This is a genomic window from Variovorax sp. VaC1 (genome assembly GCF_043658315.1).
GTDB lineage: Bacteria > Pseudomonadota > Gammaproteobacteria > Burkholderiales > Burkholderiaceae_C > Variovorax.
Window position 1 is genome coordinate 100,951 of sequence record NZ_JBIGLT010000009.1, and the last position, 14,078, is coordinate 115,028.

The window sequence follows — 14,078 nt, forward strand, 5'->3', positions numbered from 1 at the left end:
AGGAGCAAGACAACCATGGGCCAATTCATCGATCTCACCGCCAAGGACGGGTTCAGCTTTCCCGCCTACGTGGCAGAACCCGCGGGCAAGCCGCGCGGCGCCGTGGTGGTGGTCCAGGAAATCTTCGGCGTGAACTCGCACATCCGCGCGGTGGCCGACGGCTATGCGGCCGAGGGTTACCTGGCGGTGGCGCCGGCGACCTTTCATCGCGTGGAGCAAGGCGTCGAGCTGGGCTACAGCGAGGACGACATGAAGAACGGCTTCGGCCTGAAGACCGCGGTCGAGGCACTGCCCGCACCCGGCGTGCTGCAGGACATCGAAGCCGCGATTGCCTATGCCTCGAAGGCGGGCAAGGTCGGCATCGTCGGCTATTGCTGGGGCGGCCTGCTGGTCTGGCGCGCGGCGAGCCTGTTGCCGGGCCTGGCCGCGGCGGCGCCGTACTACGGCGGCGGCATGACCTCGCCGGAAGAAACGGCACGCCAGCCCAAGGTGCCGGTGCTCGCGCACTTCGGCAACCAGGACCACTGGATTCCGCTGGACACCATCGAGACCTTCAAGAAGGCGCATCCCGAGGTGGAAGTGCATGTGTACCCCGTGGGCCATGGCTTCAATTGCGACCAGCGTGGTTCGTACAACGCCGAGGCGGCCAAGCTGGCGCGCGAGCGCACGCTGGCGTTCTTCGCCAAGCACCTCGGCTGACGCGCGCAAGGCCGTCCCGCCAGACACGAAGCCCGGCCATCGGTGCCGGGCTTTTTCGTTCAGGGCTTGCGGGCGCCCGTGCCGTTGCCCACGCGGGTCTGCAGAAAGTCGAGCAGCGCACGCAGCGCCGCGCTGTTGTGGCGCCGCTGGAGGTACGCGGCCGACAGCCACATGTCCTTGCGCGCGTAGTCCTGCAGCACCGGCACCAGTTCGCCATGGTCGATGTGCGACTGCACCAGGAGCGACGGCAGGTAGATCACGCCGAAGCCGTGCATGGCGACCCGGATCAGCGGCGCGCCCTCGGTGCAGTCCATGCGGCTCTTGACCGGCACGTCGAGCGGCTGCCCGCCATCGTCGAAACGCCACACCGGCTGCGCGCCCAGCAGCGAATGCGTGAGCGCCTCGTGGCCGGCCAGGTCGCGCGGATGCTCGGGCTTGCCGTGCTTTTTCCAGTAGACCGGCGAGGCGCAGACCACCATGCTCATGGGGCGCAGCTTGCGCACGATCAGGTTCGCGTCTTCGACGGGGCCGCTGCGGATGTCGACGTCGATGCCTTCTTCCGCCAGGTCGACCGTGCGATTGGTCAGCTGCAGGCTGATGCTCACGTCGGGGTAGTAGCGCATGAAGTCGGCGAGCAGATTGGGAAACTCGCCGTTGCCCATGCCGTGCGGGGCCGAAATGCGCAGCCGGCCGCCGGGCTGGCTGGCGCGCTCCTGCAGGGCGGCCTGCGTGAGCTCCACCATTTCGAGCACGGGCGTGCTGCGTTCGAGCAGCAGCTGCCCAGCGTCGGTGAGGCTCACGGAACGCGTGGAGCGGTTGAGAAGACGCACGCCGAAGCGGGTTTCGAGCTCGGCCACATACTTGCTGACCGTGGCTTTCGACATGTCGAGTTTCTTGGCCGCCTGGGAAAAGCTGCCATGGGAGGCGACTTCCCGGAAGGTTCTGATCAGATCGAGACTGTCCATGTCAAAGAGCCCATTGTTTCCGTTTTGGGAACGCGATGGTTCGATTCTCCCGGGTTTTTCCTAACGGGATTGGGCGACACTTCGGTTACAGGCCGCCGTTTCAGCCAGCCTGCATCGATCTTGCGGCTTCGCCCCGCGTTCGAAGGCCCGCTGAAACACCGGAAGGAACAGAAATGAAGACCTCGAAGACCATTGCCGCTGTCGCCCTGTCGATGCTGGCCGTCGCGGGCGTCGTCCATGCCGAAGGCTACGAGCCCGTGCAGCCGCTCAAGGCGGCCACCAGTCGGACCGAAGTGGCAAGTGAGGCCGCAGCGGCGGCGCGCGACGGGAACGTTTATGGCGACGTGGTCGAGGCGCCGCCGGTCTCGCGGCCCAGCTCGCGCGATCGGGCGTCGGTTCGCGCAGAAGCGGTGGCGACCGCGCACGCGCCGAACCAGAACCTGGACCGCCGCGCCTTTGCCAACAGCGAGGTCCCGCCGCAATTCCGAACGGCGCGGCCATAGGCCGAAAGCAAGCGATTTTCAGAGGCCGGGCCGATGCAAATCGGCCCGGCTTTTTATTGCTTGCATGCCTTGATGTCAGCATTGTTTCAATAGAGGAAACACGGTGTCTCTGAACCGAGCGTTCTGGCTGTGCGATTCGCCCGGAAACTCGCCGCACAGGCAAGCAAACGTAAACGAACGTGCAAGCCTGGTGGAAAAACCATCCGACGAACACATCAGGAGAACTGACCATGAAGACCTCGCAAATCCTCGCTGCTGCCGCTCTGACCCTGCTTGCCGCCACCGGCGCTCAAGCTGAAACGTACCAAGGCGTGAACGCCGCCGTCTCGACCAAGAGCCGCGACGAAGTCAACGCCGAAGCCGTGCGCGCCGCGTCGGCTCCGAACCAGAACGTCGTGCGCGGTTCGCGCGGCGCTGAAACGGTTGCCGTGTCGCAAGACCGCGCCATCGTCGCAGCTGAAGCCGTTCGCACCGCCTACGCTCCCGACCAGAACGTGAGCTCGGGCTCGCGCGTCAACAGCAAGGTCATCTCGACCATGGCCAACCCCGCTGACGCACGTGTCCAGGCCCAACAAGGTTCGGGCGCTGTCGCCAAGTAATTGACGTTGCCCCTCGGGGCGGCTGAAATGCAAAAAGGGCCCCGCGCAAGCGGGGCCCTTTTTCTTTGGGCGCGATGAATGAGCGAGCGTCAGCGCGTGCGCGCGAGATAGCGCTTGCGCCAGAAGATCAGAACCAGCAGCACCGCGATGACCAGCATCGATGTCATCGCGATCCAGAAGCCATCGGCCTTGTGCACCAACGGAATGAACTCGAAGTTCATGCCGAAGATGCCGGCGATCAGGTTGAGCGGCAGGAACACGGCGGTCAGCACCGTCAGCACCCGCATGATGTCGTTGGCACGGTGGCCCTGGACGCTGAAGTGCATCTGCACGGCCGTCTCGGCGTTCTGCTCGAGCCGGTGCACGTGGTGCACCACGCGCTCGATGTGCTCGAGCACGTCGCGGCTGCGGATCATGATGAGTTCGCGCTCGCGCTGCTCGGTCTCGCCCTTGGGCATGGGCAGTGTTTCGAGCGAATCGATCCAGTCCTGGATGGCGGCGCGCTGGTCTTCGCAGATTTCGTCCAGGTGATGCAGCGACTGGCGCGCCCCCATCAGCGCGCCCCAATTGGTGAAGCGGCTGCGCGGGTCGATCAGCTCGGTCTGCCAGTGGTCGAGCTGCTTCGTGAGTTCCCGACGCAGGTCGAGGTAGGCGTCGACGATCTGATTGACGACGCGCAGCATCAGGTCGGACGGGCTGGTCGGCAGCCGGGCCGAGGTGGCGCGCACGTCCAGCGCCGGCGCGCCGCGATCGTCGGGCGAGCCGGCCGCCAGAAGCCGCGTGGCGAAGGCATCGCGCACCGCGCCGTCCTCGGGGTGCACCGACAGCAGCACGCGGTCGAACACTGCGAAACCGACCGGGCGGGTGTCGACACGGCGCAGCACGGGCGGGCCGCTGCGAGGCTGCGGCGGGGTGGGCGTCATCGGCGTCTCGTTGCCGTTTCCCTTGCCGTTGCCGAGCGCCGCCTGGCCCTGCGCGGTCGCGAGGCGGCGGAACACCAGCACGTCGTATTGCGAGGTGTAGTCGTAGTGCGAAGGCAACTGGTCGTTGAGCAGGTCGGCCACGTGCAGGTCGACCAGTTGGGTCAGGCAAAGGGTCTGCAGGATCTGCTGGACCTCGGGCAGCGAGGCGCGAAACTCCTCGCGCGTGAGCGATATCCAGAGGTAGCCGCCGGCACCGCACGCACCCGGCACGGCCAACGGCGCCAGCGCCTGGTGCTCGCAGGCTTGCGAACGGTTGATTTCGAAGATGCGCATGACGTCGCCCCGTTGGTTCTTCTTGTGCATCGGAACGCCCGGAAGCGGGCGTCCGACGGCCGCATGCCGCTACTGTTTTTGCAGCAGGCGGGCCGCGTCGAGCGCGAAATAGGTGAGCACGCCATCGGCGCCTGCGCGCTTGAAGGCCAGCAGGCTTTCGAACACCACGGCGTCGTGGTCGAGCCAGCCGTTCTGGGCGGCCGCCTTGAGCATCGCGTACTCGCCGCTCACCTGGTAGGCGAAGGTCGGCACATGGAACTCGTCCTTCACGCGGCGCACGATGTCCAGGTAGGGCATGCCGGGCTTCACCATCACCATGTCGGCGCCTTCGGCGATGTCGAGCGCGACTTCGCGCAGCGCTTCGTCGCTGTTGCCCGGGTCCATCTGGTAGACCTTCTTGTTGGCCTTGCCCAGTGTCGATGCGGAGCCCACGGCATCGCGGAAGGGGCCGTAGAAGGCGCTCGCGTACTTGGCGCTGTAGGCCATGATGCGCGTGTGGATGTCGCCGCGCGCTTCGAGCGCGGTGCGGATGGCGCCGATGCGGCCGTCCATCATGTCGCTGGGTGCCACGATGTCCACGCCGGCTTGCGACTGCGCAAGTGCCTGCTTCACGAGCACTTCGACAGTCGGCTCGTTGAGGATGTAGCCGCTGTCGTCGAGCAGGCCGTCCTGGCCGTGGCTGGTGTAGGGGTCCAGCGCGACGTCCGTCATCACGCCCAGCTCGGGGAAGCGCGCCTTGAGCGCGGCCACCACGCGGGGAATCAGGCCATCGGGGTTGAAGGCTTCGTCGCCGGAAGGTGTCTTGAGGCTGGCGTCGATCACGGGAAACAACGCCATCACGGGGATGCCCGCCGTCACGCATTGCTCTGCCACAGGCAGCAACAGGTCGAGGCTCAGGCGGTCGACGCCGGGCATGGACGGCACGGCATCGCGCCGCTTCTCGCCTTCCTGCACAAACACCGGGTAGATGAGGTCATTGACCGTCAACGTGTTTTCGCGCACCAGGTTGCGGGTGAAGGCATCGCGGCGCAGGCGGTGCGGCCGACCGGCGGGGAACATCGCCAGGGGGGAAAGTGATGACGTCATATATCCAAAATTGTGCCTGAAGCAACATTTCGCAGTACCGCGCTGCGGCAGTCAGGTTGTCTGACAACTACGGAAAATAGTAGAACAAAAGCTTTAGATTTTTTACTTTAAATGTCAAAGAAAGTGCCTCAGTCGCTTGAAACCTTGTTTCGTCTTTGTTAAATTCTGAAGCGGGCGGCTTGCCGCTCCCCGCTTTTCCTCCCTGAGCGGGTGCCTTGATGTGTGACAGCAAAAGGGCTTCCCAGCCCGACGTGAAGACGTCGGGCTTTTTTTTTGCCCGAAGCCTTTCTGAACCGCCTCGAATCAGAGGGCAATGGCAGGGCGCACTACTAAACTGCCGCCATGCTCTGGGTCAAATCTTTCCATATTGTTTTCATTGCAAGCTGGTTCGCGGGGTTGTTCTACCTCCCACGGATTTTTGTCAATCTTGCGATGGTTCCGCCCGAGTCGGTGGCCGAGCGCGAGCGCCTGTTGCTGATGGCGCGCAAGCTGCTGCGGTTCACCACTTTCCTGTCGGTTCCGGCCCTGGGTTTCGGACTCTGGCTGTGGCTGGGCTACGGCATCGGGCGCGGCCCGGGCAATGGCTGGATGCACGCCAAGTTGGCGCTGGTGCTGGTGGCGATCGGCTATCACCACGGCTGCGCCGTGCTGCTGCGGCGCTTCGCGGCGGGCGGCAACCGGCGCAGTGATCGCTGGTACCGCTGGTTCAACGAACTGCCCGTGCTGCTGCTGCTGGGCATCGTGATCCTGGTGGTCGTCAAGCCGTTCTGAGCCCGGTGCCTACGGTGGAGAGTTCGCACAAGTCCGCCGCGCTCCCCCTGGCGCTCGCCTATGCGGCGCTGATCGTCTACGCCAGCCTGTATCCCTTTGCCGACTGGCGCGACCAGGGCATCGCGCCCTGGGCCTATCTGGCGGCGCCCTGGCCCAAGTACTGGACTGGCTTCGACCTGGCGATCAATGTCGTGGGCTACGTGCCCTTCGGCTTCCTGTGCGCCCTGACGGTGCTGCGCACGCGCCGCAGTGCCAGCGTATGGCGCGCGGTGCTGCGTGCCACGGTGGCCGGCGCCGCGATCGCCTTTGCCATGGAGACGCTGCAGAGCTACCTGCCCGCGCGCATTCCGTCCAACGTCGACCTGGGGCTCAACACGGCCGGCACGATCCTCGGCGCCGTGCTGGCCGCGGCGCTGGAACGGCTGGGCGCGATCGCGCACTGGAGTCGCGCGCGATCGCAGTGGTTCGTCGAAGACGCGCGTGGCGCGCTGGTGTTGCTCGCACTCTGGCCCTTTGCGCTGCTGTTTCCCGCGGCTGTCACCTTCGGGTTGGGGCAGGTGTTCGAGCGGCTCGAAACGGCGATTTCCGAATGGCTGCTCGATACGCCTTTCATCGACTGGCTGCCGCTGCGCCAATTCGAGCTCGAGCCGCTGGTGCCGGCGGTGGAGTTGCTGTGCGTGATGCTCGGCGCATTGGTGCCGTGCCTGCTGGGGTATCTGGTGGCGCGCTCGGTCGTGCAGCGGGCCATTCTGCTGCCGCTGACCTTGCTTGCGGGCATCGCGGCCTCGGCGCTGTCGGCTGCATTGAGCTATGGGCCCACGCATGCGTGGGCATGGCTGGACCTGCCGGTTCAGGTCGGCATGGTGGCCGCGCTCTTTGCTGGCGTGCTGCTGCTGTTCGCGCCGCGTCGCTTGTGTGCGGCCTTGCTGCTGGTGGGGCTCGTGCTGCAGTTGAGCCTGTTGAACCAGGCGCCCGAGAGCGCGTACTTCGCGCAGACGCTGGCCACGTGGGAGCAGGGGCGCTTCATCCGGTTCCACGGGCTGGCGCAATGGCTGGGGTGGGCCTGGCCCTTCGCCGTGCTGGCGTACGTGGTAGCGGCCCTGTCGCGCCGGGGGCGGCCCGGCGTCGTCACGGCGGGCTGAGAGGGCCGTCACTAAAATCGGTCCGATGCCCAGTCCTACCTCTGCCGCGCCGTCCGGCTACTACGGCCGCCACATCTTCTTTTGCCTCAACGAGCGCAAGAATGGCGAAGACTCCTGTGCCTTGCACAACGCACAGGAGGGTTTCGATCGCTGCAAGGCGAAGGTCAAGGAGGCAGGGCTTGCCGGGCCCGGCAAGGTGCGCGTCAACAAGGCCGGCTGCCTCGACCGCTGCGCGGGTGGCCCGGTGGCGGTGGTGTACCCCGAAGCCGTCTGGTACACCTTCGTCGATGCCGACGACATCGACGAGATCGTCGAGTCGCACCTGAAGAACGGCCAGGTCGTCGAGCGGCTCGTGCTGCCTGCCGACGTCGGTCGCTGAACTTTCCCCAAGACCCCGTGCTCGTACCGGGCACGACGCCGGCCCGCCCGGCGGCCATCACTCTGACAGTGCCATGAACTCCCAGACCGAAAAGATCAGCCTCCAGGGCGCCGCCGGCGTCATCGAGGTGCAGCGCGATCTGCCGGCCGACGCTTCGCGCGGCATCGCGGTGATCGCCCATCCCCATCCGCTGTTCGGCGGCACGATGGACAACAAGGTCGTGCAGACCCTGGCGCGTGCCTTTGTCGCCAGCGGCTGGACCTCGGTGCGCTTCAACTTCCGCGGCGTGGGCGCCAGCGAAGGCGTGCACGACGAAGGGCGCGGCGAGCTGGAAGACATGCTGAATGTCGTCGGCCAGCTGGCCTCCGAAGGTCCGCTGGCGATCGCCGGTTTTTCCTTTGGCGCTTTCGTTGCGAGCGGCGCTGTTGCAAAGCTCTGGGCCGAGCGTGACCTCCGGCAGATCGTGCTGGTGGGAACCGCCGCCGCGCGCAACACCGTGGCCGCGCTGCCCGTCGAGGCGCACGAGCGCGCGCTGGTGGTTCACGGCGAAGCCGACGACACCGTGCCGCTGTCCGCGGTGATGGACTGGGCGCGGCCACAGTCACTTCCTGTCACAGTCGTCCCAGGGGGCGGTCATTTCTTTCACGGACAATTGCCGCTGCTCAAGGGGCTGGTTGTCCGCCATCTCCGCGCGGGCATCGCCTGAAGGCCTTGTGGCCTTGTCTTCGTCTCTCTCCAAACTCCCCATGAATCGTTTTGTAGGCGCGCTTCGCGCGCTGGTCTTTGCCGCCTTTGCATCCGTCAGCTTGATCACCGCCGCGCAGATGCCGGCACCGCCCGAAGTGGCTGCACGCAGCTACCTGCTGCTCGACGTGACCGCCAACCAGATCCTGGCGCAGAAGGACATCGACAGCCCCGTCGAGCCGGCCTCGCTGACCAAGCTGATGTCGGCGTACGTCGTGTTCGACGCGCTGCGTGCCAAGAAGATCACGCTGACCCAGACCTTCCCCGTCAGCCCGCGCGCCTGGAAGATGCCGGGCTCGCGCATGTTCATCGACCCCAAGATGCAGGTGCCGGTCGAAGACCTCATCAAGGGCCTGATCGTGCAGTCGGGCAACGACGCCACGGTGGCCCTGGCCGAAGGCGTGGGCGGCACGGTGGAGCACTTCGTCGAACTCATGAACGCCCAAGCCAAGGCGCTGGGCATGAAGAACACGACCTACAAGAATCCCGAAGGCCTCACGGCGCCCGGCCACACGACCACGGCGCGCGACCTGAGCATCCTGGCGACGCGCCTGGTGCGCGACTTCCCCGAGGAAGCCAAGTACTACGCGATCAAGAAGTACCGCTACCCCGGCACGCCGTCGACCAACGACACCAACCGCAATCTGCTGCTGTTTCGCGACCCGACCGTCGACGGCCTGAAGACCGGCCACACCGATGCAGCCGGCTACTGCATGATCGCGACCGCCAAGCGCGACTTTCCCAACCTGACCGGCGGCCGCCGCCTGCTGTCGATCGTGCTGGGTACTTCGAGCGACACGGCGCGCGCCAACGAATCCCAGAAGCTGTTGAACTGGGGCTACACGGCTTATGACGCCGTCCGCGTGTTCGACGCCGGCCAGCCGGTGGCCACGCCGGCCGTCTGGAAGGGCAAGGCCAACGTGCTGAAGCTGGGCCGCCCCGAAGCGATCGTGGTGGCCGTGCCTGCCGGCAGCGGCAGCAAGATCAAGACGCAGGTGTCGCGCCCCGATCCGCTGGTGGCGCCGTTCACCAAGTACCAGCCCGTGGGCTCGCTCAAGGTCACCCTGGACGACCAGCCGGTGGCGGATGTGCCCTTGGTTGCGCTGGAAGCGGTCGAGCAGGCCGGCGTTCTGGGTCGCGCCTGGGACGCCGTCCGGCTCTGGATCAAATAACGCAGGCAGCGCGACAGGGCCCTCGAACCGGCCTTCGGCCCCTGCCGAAGGCCGCCGACTTTGCCATTTCAGGCTCGTTTGCTATACTCGTGGGCTTTTCGGAAATTTCCGAAGGGTTTCACGTTTTCGTCATCTCCCGGTTGCTCCTGCGTCACGACAGGGGCGGTTAATAGCCAAAGCCGGGCTGTTTTGGGACTTATTCATTCATGCCAACCATCAATCAACTGGTGCGTCAGGGTCGAACGGTCGAAAAGATCAATTCGAAGAGCCCTGCCATGCAGAACTCGCCGCAACGTCGCGGTGTCTGCACCCGCGTCTACACCACGACGCCCAAGAAGCCCAACTCGGCGCTTCGTAAAGTTGCCAAGGTCCGTCTGACCAATGGCTTCGAAGTCATTTCCTACATCGGCGGCGAAGGCCACAACCTGCAAGAACACAGCGTCGTGCTGGTTCGCGGCGGTCGTGTCAAGGACTTGCCCGGTGTTCGCTACCACATCGTGCGCGGTTCGCTCGACCTGCAAGGCGTGAAAGACCGCAAGCAGTCGCGTTCCAAGTACGGCGCGAAGCGTCCCAAGAAGGCTTAAGCCTTCCTGTCGTCAAGAAACAAACGGTGTTCGATGGCCTTGGCGGGCTTGTCGAACGAAGTGACCCAATATCGGGTCGAGTAAGTGAGAGTTCCAGCTGGCTCTCGCGGTACCGGAAACGGTGCCAACTGAAGCAAAGAGGTTAAAAAAATGCCACGTCGTCGCGAAGTCCCCAAACGTGAAATCCTGCCGGATCCCAAGTACGGCAATGTCGAGCTGTCGAAGTTCATGAACGTGATCATGGAAGGCGGCAAGAAGGCTGTTGCCGAGCGCATCATTTACGGTGCTCTCGACTTCATCGAAAAGAAGAACCCGGACAAGGACCCCCTCGAAGCGTTCACCGTTGCCATCAACAACGTGAAGCCGATGGTCGAAGTGAAGTCGCGCCGCGTTGGCGGTGCGAACTATCAAGTGCCGGTCGAAGTCCGTCCCGTCCGCCGCCTCGCCCTGTCGATGCGCTGGATCAAGGAAGCTGCCCGCAAGCGCGGTGAAAAGTCGATGGCCCTGCGTCTGGCCAACGAACTGATGGAAGCCACGGAAGGCCGTGGCGGTGCCATGAAGAAGCGCGACGAAGTGCACCGCATGGCAGAAGCCAACCGGGCGTTCAGCCACTTCCGCTTCTAAAAATCAAACTTCGCTTGGGCGTTGGGTGTCGAGTGTCGGGCGTTGTGCCCGTGCTCGGGGCCCAGCGCTCAACGCATTTCAACCCGAAAGTAAATCATGTCCCGCAAGACCCCCATCGAGCGCTACCGCAACATCGGCATCTCCGCGCACATCGACGCTGGTAAGACCACGACGACCGAACGTATCCTGTTCTACACCGGTGTGAACCACAAGATCGGTGAAGTGCACGACGGCGCCGCCACGATGGACTGGATGGAGCAAGAGCAAGAGCGCGGTATCACGATCACCTCCGCCGCCACGACCTGCTTCTGGAAGGGCATGGCCGGCAAGTTCGACGAACACCGCATCAACATCATCGACACCCCCGGCCACGTGGACTTCACCATTGAAGTCGAGCGCTCGATGCGCGTGCTGGACGGCGCCGTCATGGTGTACGACGCCGTCGGCGGCGTGCAGCCCCAGTCGGAAACCGTCTGGCGCCAGGCCAACAAGTACAAGGTGCCCCGCCTCGCGTTCGTCAACAAGATGGACCGTACCGGCGCTGACTTCCTGCGCGTGCGCCAGATGATGGTGGACCGCCTGAAGGCCAACCCCGTCGTGATCCAGATCCCGATCGGTGCCGAAGAGCACTTCCAGGGCATCGTCGACCTCGTGAAGATGAAGGCGATCATCTGGGACGAAGACAAGGGCGTCACCTTCCAGTACGGCGAGATCCCCGCCAACCTGACCGCCGTCTGCAACGAATACCGCGAAAAGCTCGTGGAAGCCGCTGCCGAAGCGAGCGAAGAGCTGATGAACAAGTACCTCGAAGGCGGCGAGCTGTCCGAGGAAGAAATCAAGAAGGCCATCCGCCAGCGCACCATCGCCGGCGAAATCCAGCCGATGCTGTGCGGCTCGGCCTTCAAGAACAAGGGCGTGCAGGCCATGCTCGACGCCGTCGTCGAATACATGCCGTCGCCGCTGGACATTCCTCCGGTTGCCGGCCTGGACGAAGACGAAGCGCCTGTCGTGCGCAAGGCTGACGACAACGAGAAGTTCTCGGCCCTGGCATTCAAGCTGATGACCGACCCGTTCGTGGGCCAGTTGACTTTCGTGCGCGTCTATTCGGGCGTGCTGACGAAGGGCGACAGCGTCTACAACCCGGTGCGCGGCAAGAAAGAGCGTATCGGCCGTATCGTGCAGATGCACGCCAACAACCGCGAAGAAGTGAACGAAATCCGCGCCGGCGACATCGCCGCCTGCGTGGGCCTGAAGGAAGTGACCACGGGCGAAACCCTGTGCGATCCGACGGCCATCGTGACGCTCGAGCGCATGGTGTTCCCGGAATCGGTGATCTCGCAGGCCGTCGAGCCCAAGACCAAGGCCGACCAGGAAAAGATGGGCATCGCCCTGCAACGCCTGGCTCAGGAAGATCCTTCGTTCCGCGTGAAGACCGACGAAGAATCGGGTCAGACCATCATCGCCGGCATGGGCGAGCTCCACCTTGAAATCATCGTGGACCGCATGAAGCGCGAATTCGGCGTGGAAGCGAACGTGGGCAAGCCGCAAGTGGCTTACCGCGAAACGATCCGCAAGACCGTCGAAGAGGCCGAAGGCAAGTTCGTTCGCCAGTCGGGCGGCAAGGGCCAGTACGGTCACGTCATCCTGAAGCTCGAGCCGCAGGAAGCCGGCAAGGGCTTCGAGTTCGTCGACGCCATCAAGGGCGGTGTGGTTCCTCGCGAATACATCCCCGCGGTGGAAAAGGGCGTTGTGGAAGCGCTGACGCAAGGCGTGCTGGCGGGCTACCCCGTCGTGGACGTCAAGGTCACGCTGCACTTCGGTTCGTATCACGACGTGGACTCGAACGAAATGGCGTTCAAGATGGCCGCGATCTTCGGCTTCAAGGAAGGTGCCCGCAAGGCCAACCCCGTGATCCTCGAGCCGATGATGGCCGTGGAAGTCGAAACGCCTGAAGACTACGCCGGCAACGTGATGGGCGACCTGTCCTCACGCCGTGGCATGGTGCAAGGCATGGACGACATGGTCGGTGGCGGCAAGGCCATCAAGGCCGAAGTGCCGCTGTCGGAAATGTTCGGCTACTCGACCACGCTGCGCTCGATGTCGCAAGGCCGCGCCACGTACACGATGGAGTTCAAGCACTACGCTGAAGCTCCGCGCAACGTTGCTGAAGCCATCGTGGCTGCTCGCGCCAAGTAAGTTTTTGAAGAATGCAGGGCCACGCGGTGCGTGGCCCTCGTTGTCTGCGATTCGGTGCCGCCACGTTCCCGTGCGAGGCGAACCAGCAATCGGGTGCAGACATAAAACCAATACACGGGACATGCTCTTTCAAGGATTGAAAAATGGCAAAAGGTAAATTCACCCGCACCAAGCCGCACGTGAACGTGGGCACGATCGGTCACGTTGACCACGGCAAGACGACGCTGACGGCTGCGATCGCAACCGTTCTGTCGGCCAAGTTCGGCGGCGAAGCCAAGGCTTACGACCAGATCGACGCAGCGCCCGAAGAAAAGGCTCGCGGCATCACGATCAACACCGCACACGTCGAGTACGAAACGGCCAACCGCCACTACGCTCACGTGGACTGCCCTGGCCACGCCGACTATGTGAAAAACATGATCACCGGCGCCGCCCAGATGGACGGCGCGATCCTGGTGTGCTCGGCTGCTGACGGCCCAATGCCCCAGACCCGTGAACACATCCTGCTGGCTCGCCAGGTGGGCGTGGGCTACATCATCGTTTTCCTGAACAAGTGCGACATGGTCGACGACGCCGAGCTGCTCGAGCTGGTCGAAATGGAAGTGCGCGAGCTGCTCGACAAGTACGAGTTCCCTGGCGACGACACCCCCATCATCCACGGCTCGGCCAAGCTCGCCCTGGAAGGCGACAAGGGCAAGCTGGGCGAAGAAGCCATCATGAAGCTGGCCGAAGCGCTGGACACGTACATCCCGACGCCTGAGCGCGCCGTGGACGGCACGTTCCTGATGCCCGTCGAAGACGTGTTCTCGATCTCGGGTCGCGGTACTGTGGTGACTGGCGCCGTCGAGCGTGGCGTGATCAAGGTCGGTGAAGAAATCGAGATCGTCGGCATCCGCCCGACCGTCAAGACCACCTGCACCGGCGTGGAAATGTTCCGCAAGCTGCTGGACCAAGGTCAGGCTGGCGACAACGTCGGCGTGCTGCTGCGCGGCACCAAGCGCGAAGAAGTCGAGCGCGGCCAAGTGCTGTGCAAGCCCGGCTCGATCAAGCCGCACACGCACTTCACCGCCGAGGTGTACGTGCTGTCCAAGGACGAAGGTGGCCGTCACACGCCGTTCTTCAACAACTACCGTCCGCAGTTCTACTTCCGCACGACGGACGTGACCGGCGCGATCGAGCTGCCCAAGGACAAGGAAATGGTCATGCCTGGCGACAACGTCAGCATCACCGTGAAGCTGATCAACCCGATCGCGATGGAAGAAGGCCTGCGCTTCGCCATCCGTGAAGGCGGCCGTACCGTGGGTTCGGGCGTCGTGGCCAAGATCCTCGACATCTAAGCCGGACGCAAAGGAATCACC

Annotated in this window: 15 protein-coding genes; 12 read left to right on the top strand and 3 right to left on the bottom strand. The window is 64.3% G+C overall.

Features of this window, described 5'->3' with window-relative positions:
• Nucleotides 1-15 precede the first annotated feature (15 nt).
• Nucleotides 16-699: a dienelactone hydrolase family protein gene (locus ACGLHS_RS30190; RefSeq protein ID WP_394485504.1), complete on the top strand. Its 684-nt coding sequence runs from the start codon at nucleotides 16-18 to the stop codon at nucleotides 697-699.
• Between the two features lie 59 nt (nucleotides 700-758).
• Here ACGLHS_RS30190 and ACGLHS_RS30195 read toward each other — a convergent pair whose 3' ends face one another.
• Nucleotides 759-1,664 carry a LysR family transcriptional regulator gene (locus ACGLHS_RS30195; protein ID WP_093243353.1) on the bottom strand — a complete coding sequence of 302 codons (906 nt, stop codon included), beginning with the start codon at nucleotides 1,662-1,664 and terminating at the stop codon, nucleotides 759-761.
• Between the two features lie 173 nt (nucleotides 1,665-1,837).
• Here ACGLHS_RS30195 and ACGLHS_RS30200 point away from each other — a divergent pair, with 173 nt between their 5' ends.
• On the top strand, nucleotides 1,838-2,167 hold the full coding sequence (locus ACGLHS_RS30200) for an alpha/beta hydrolase (protein WP_394485506.1): 330 nt from the start codon (nucleotides 1,838-1,840) through the stop codon (nucleotides 2,165-2,167).
• 230 nt (nucleotides 2,168-2,397) lie between these two features.
• Nucleotides 2,398-2,766, top strand: a complete 369-nt coding sequence (locus tag ACGLHS_RS30205; RefSeq protein ID WP_093243357.1) for a DUF4148 domain-containing protein — start codon at nucleotides 2,398-2,400, stop codon at nucleotides 2,764-2,766.
• Between the two features lie 89 nt (nucleotides 2,767-2,855).
• Here ACGLHS_RS30205 and ACGLHS_RS30210 read toward each other — a convergent pair whose 3' ends face one another.
• Entirely contained in the window at nucleotides 2,856-4,022 is a 1,167-nt protein-coding gene (locus tag ACGLHS_RS30210) for a magnesium transporter CorA family protein (RefSeq protein WP_394485509.1), read from the bottom strand.
• Nucleotides 4,023-4,091: 69 nt separating this feature from the next.
• Nucleotides 4,092-5,081, bottom strand: a complete 990-nt coding sequence (gene hemB / locus ACGLHS_RS30215) for a porphobilinogen synthase (RefSeq protein ID WP_394485510.1) — start codon at nucleotides 5,079-5,081, stop codon at nucleotides 4,092-4,094.
• Nucleotides 5,082-5,450: 369 nt separating this feature from the next.
• On the opposite strand from hemB, the gene ACGLHS_RS30220 reads away from it, so the two are divergent.
• From ACGLHS_RS30220 to tuf, 9 genes are all read left to right on the top strand, one after another.
• The gene (locus ACGLHS_RS30220; RefSeq protein WP_394485512.1) at nucleotides 5,451-5,879 is read left to right on the top strand and encodes a CopD family protein; all 429 of its coding nucleotides are present in this window, start codon (nucleotides 5,451-5,453) and stop codon (nucleotides 5,877-5,879) included.
• A gap of 14 nt (nucleotides 5,880-5,893) precedes the next feature.
• Complete coding sequence (locus ACGLHS_RS30225) at nucleotides 5,894-7,021, top strand: VanZ family protein (protein ID WP_394485513.1); 1,128 nt, start codon at nucleotides 5,894-5,896, stop codon at nucleotides 7,019-7,021.
• 25 nt (nucleotides 7,022-7,046) lie between these two features.
• Nucleotides 7,047-7,400, top strand: a complete 354-nt coding sequence (locus ACGLHS_RS30230) for a ferredoxin (RefSeq protein ID WP_093243364.1) — start codon at nucleotides 7,047-7,049, stop codon at nucleotides 7,398-7,400.
• A gap of 73 nt (nucleotides 7,401-7,473) precedes the next feature.
• Complete coding sequence (locus tag ACGLHS_RS30235; protein ID WP_093243366.1) at nucleotides 7,474-8,106, top strand: alpha/beta hydrolase; 633 nt, start codon at nucleotides 7,474-7,476, stop codon at nucleotides 8,104-8,106.
• Nucleotides 8,107-8,146: 40 nt separating this feature from the next.
• Nucleotides 8,147-9,316, top strand: a complete 1,170-nt coding sequence (locus ACGLHS_RS30240) for a D-alanyl-D-alanine carboxypeptidase family protein (protein ID WP_394485515.1) — start codon at nucleotides 8,147-8,149, stop codon at nucleotides 9,314-9,316.
• Nucleotides 9,317-9,522: 206 nt separating this feature from the next.
• Nucleotides 9,523-9,900, top strand: a complete 378-nt coding sequence (rpsL, locus tag ACGLHS_RS30245) for a 30S ribosomal protein S12 (RefSeq protein ID WP_013543948.1) — start codon at nucleotides 9,523-9,525, stop codon at nucleotides 9,898-9,900.
• A 150-nt stretch (nucleotides 9,901-10,050) separates the two neighbouring features.
• Nucleotides 10,051-10,524: a 30S ribosomal protein S7 gene (rpsG, locus tag ACGLHS_RS30250; RefSeq protein WP_007829591.1), complete on the top strand. Its 474-nt coding sequence runs from the start codon at nucleotides 10,051-10,053 to the stop codon at nucleotides 10,522-10,524.
• A 96-nt stretch (nucleotides 10,525-10,620) separates the two neighbouring features.
• Nucleotides 10,621-12,720, top strand: coding sequence for an elongation factor G (gene fusA / locus ACGLHS_RS30255; RefSeq protein WP_093243370.1), 2,100 nt, complete (start codon nucleotides 10,621-10,623; stop codon nucleotides 12,718-12,720).
• 143 nt (nucleotides 12,721-12,863) lie between these two features.
• Entirely contained in the window at nucleotides 12,864-14,057 is a 1,194-nt protein-coding gene (gene tuf / locus ACGLHS_RS30260; protein ID WP_012745744.1) for an elongation factor Tu, read from the top strand.
• Nucleotides 14,058-14,078 lie beyond the last annotated feature (21 nt).

What these genes read in the sequence shown, in the direction of transcription:
- ACGLHS_RS30200 (WP_394485506.1), top strand. Translation starts at nt 1,838, where the DNA reads ATGAAGACCTCGAAGACCATTGCCGCTGTCGCCCTGTCGATGCTGGCC.
- fusA (WP_093243370.1), top strand. Translation starts at nt 10,621, where the DNA reads ATGTCCCGCAAGACCCCCATCGAGCGCTACCGCAACATCGGCATCTCC.
- rpsL (WP_013543948.1), top strand. Translation starts at nt 9,523, where the DNA reads ATGCCAACCATCAATCAACTGGTGCGTCAGGGTCGAACGGTCGAAAAG.
- ACGLHS_RS30220 (WP_394485512.1), top strand. Translation starts at nt 5,451, where the DNA reads ATGCTCTGGGTCAAATCTTTCCATATTGTTTTCATTGCAAGCTGGTTC.
- ACGLHS_RS30210 (WP_394485509.1), bottom strand. Translation starts at nt 4,022, where the DNA reads ATGCGCATCTTCGAAATCAACCGTTCGCAAGCCTGCGAGCACCAGGCG.
- hemB (WP_394485510.1), bottom strand. Translation starts at nt 5,081, where the DNA reads ATGTTCCCCGCCGGTCGGCCGCACCGCCTGCGCCGCGATGCCTTCACC.
- tuf (WP_012745744.1), top strand. Translation starts at nt 12,864, where the DNA reads ATGGCAAAAGGTAAATTCACCCGCACCAAGCCGCACGTGAACGTGGGC.
- ACGLHS_RS30205 (WP_093243357.1), top strand. Translation starts at nt 2,398, where the DNA reads ATGAAGACCTCGCAAATCCTCGCTGCTGCCGCTCTGACCCTGCTTGCC.
- rpsG (WP_007829591.1), top strand. Translation starts at nt 10,051, where the DNA reads ATGCCACGTCGTCGCGAAGTCCCCAAACGTGAAATCCTGCCGGATCCC.
- ACGLHS_RS30190 (WP_394485504.1), top strand. Translation starts at nt 16, where the DNA reads ATGGGCCAATTCATCGATCTCACCGCCAAGGACGGGTTCAGCTTTCCC.
- ACGLHS_RS30195 (WP_093243353.1), bottom strand. Translation starts at nt 1,664, where the DNA reads ATGGACAGTCTCGATCTGATCAGAACCTTCCGGGAAGTCGCCTCCCAT.
- ACGLHS_RS30240 (WP_394485515.1), top strand. Translation starts at nt 8,147, where the DNA reads ATGAATCGTTTTGTAGGCGCGCTTCGCGCGCTGGTCTTTGCCGCCTTT.
- ACGLHS_RS30230 (WP_093243364.1), top strand. Translation starts at nt 7,047, where the DNA reads ATGCCCAGTCCTACCTCTGCCGCGCCGTCCGGCTACTACGGCCGCCAC.
- ACGLHS_RS30235 (WP_093243366.1), top strand. Translation starts at nt 7,474, where the DNA reads ATGAACTCCCAGACCGAAAAGATCAGCCTCCAGGGCGCCGCCGGCGTC.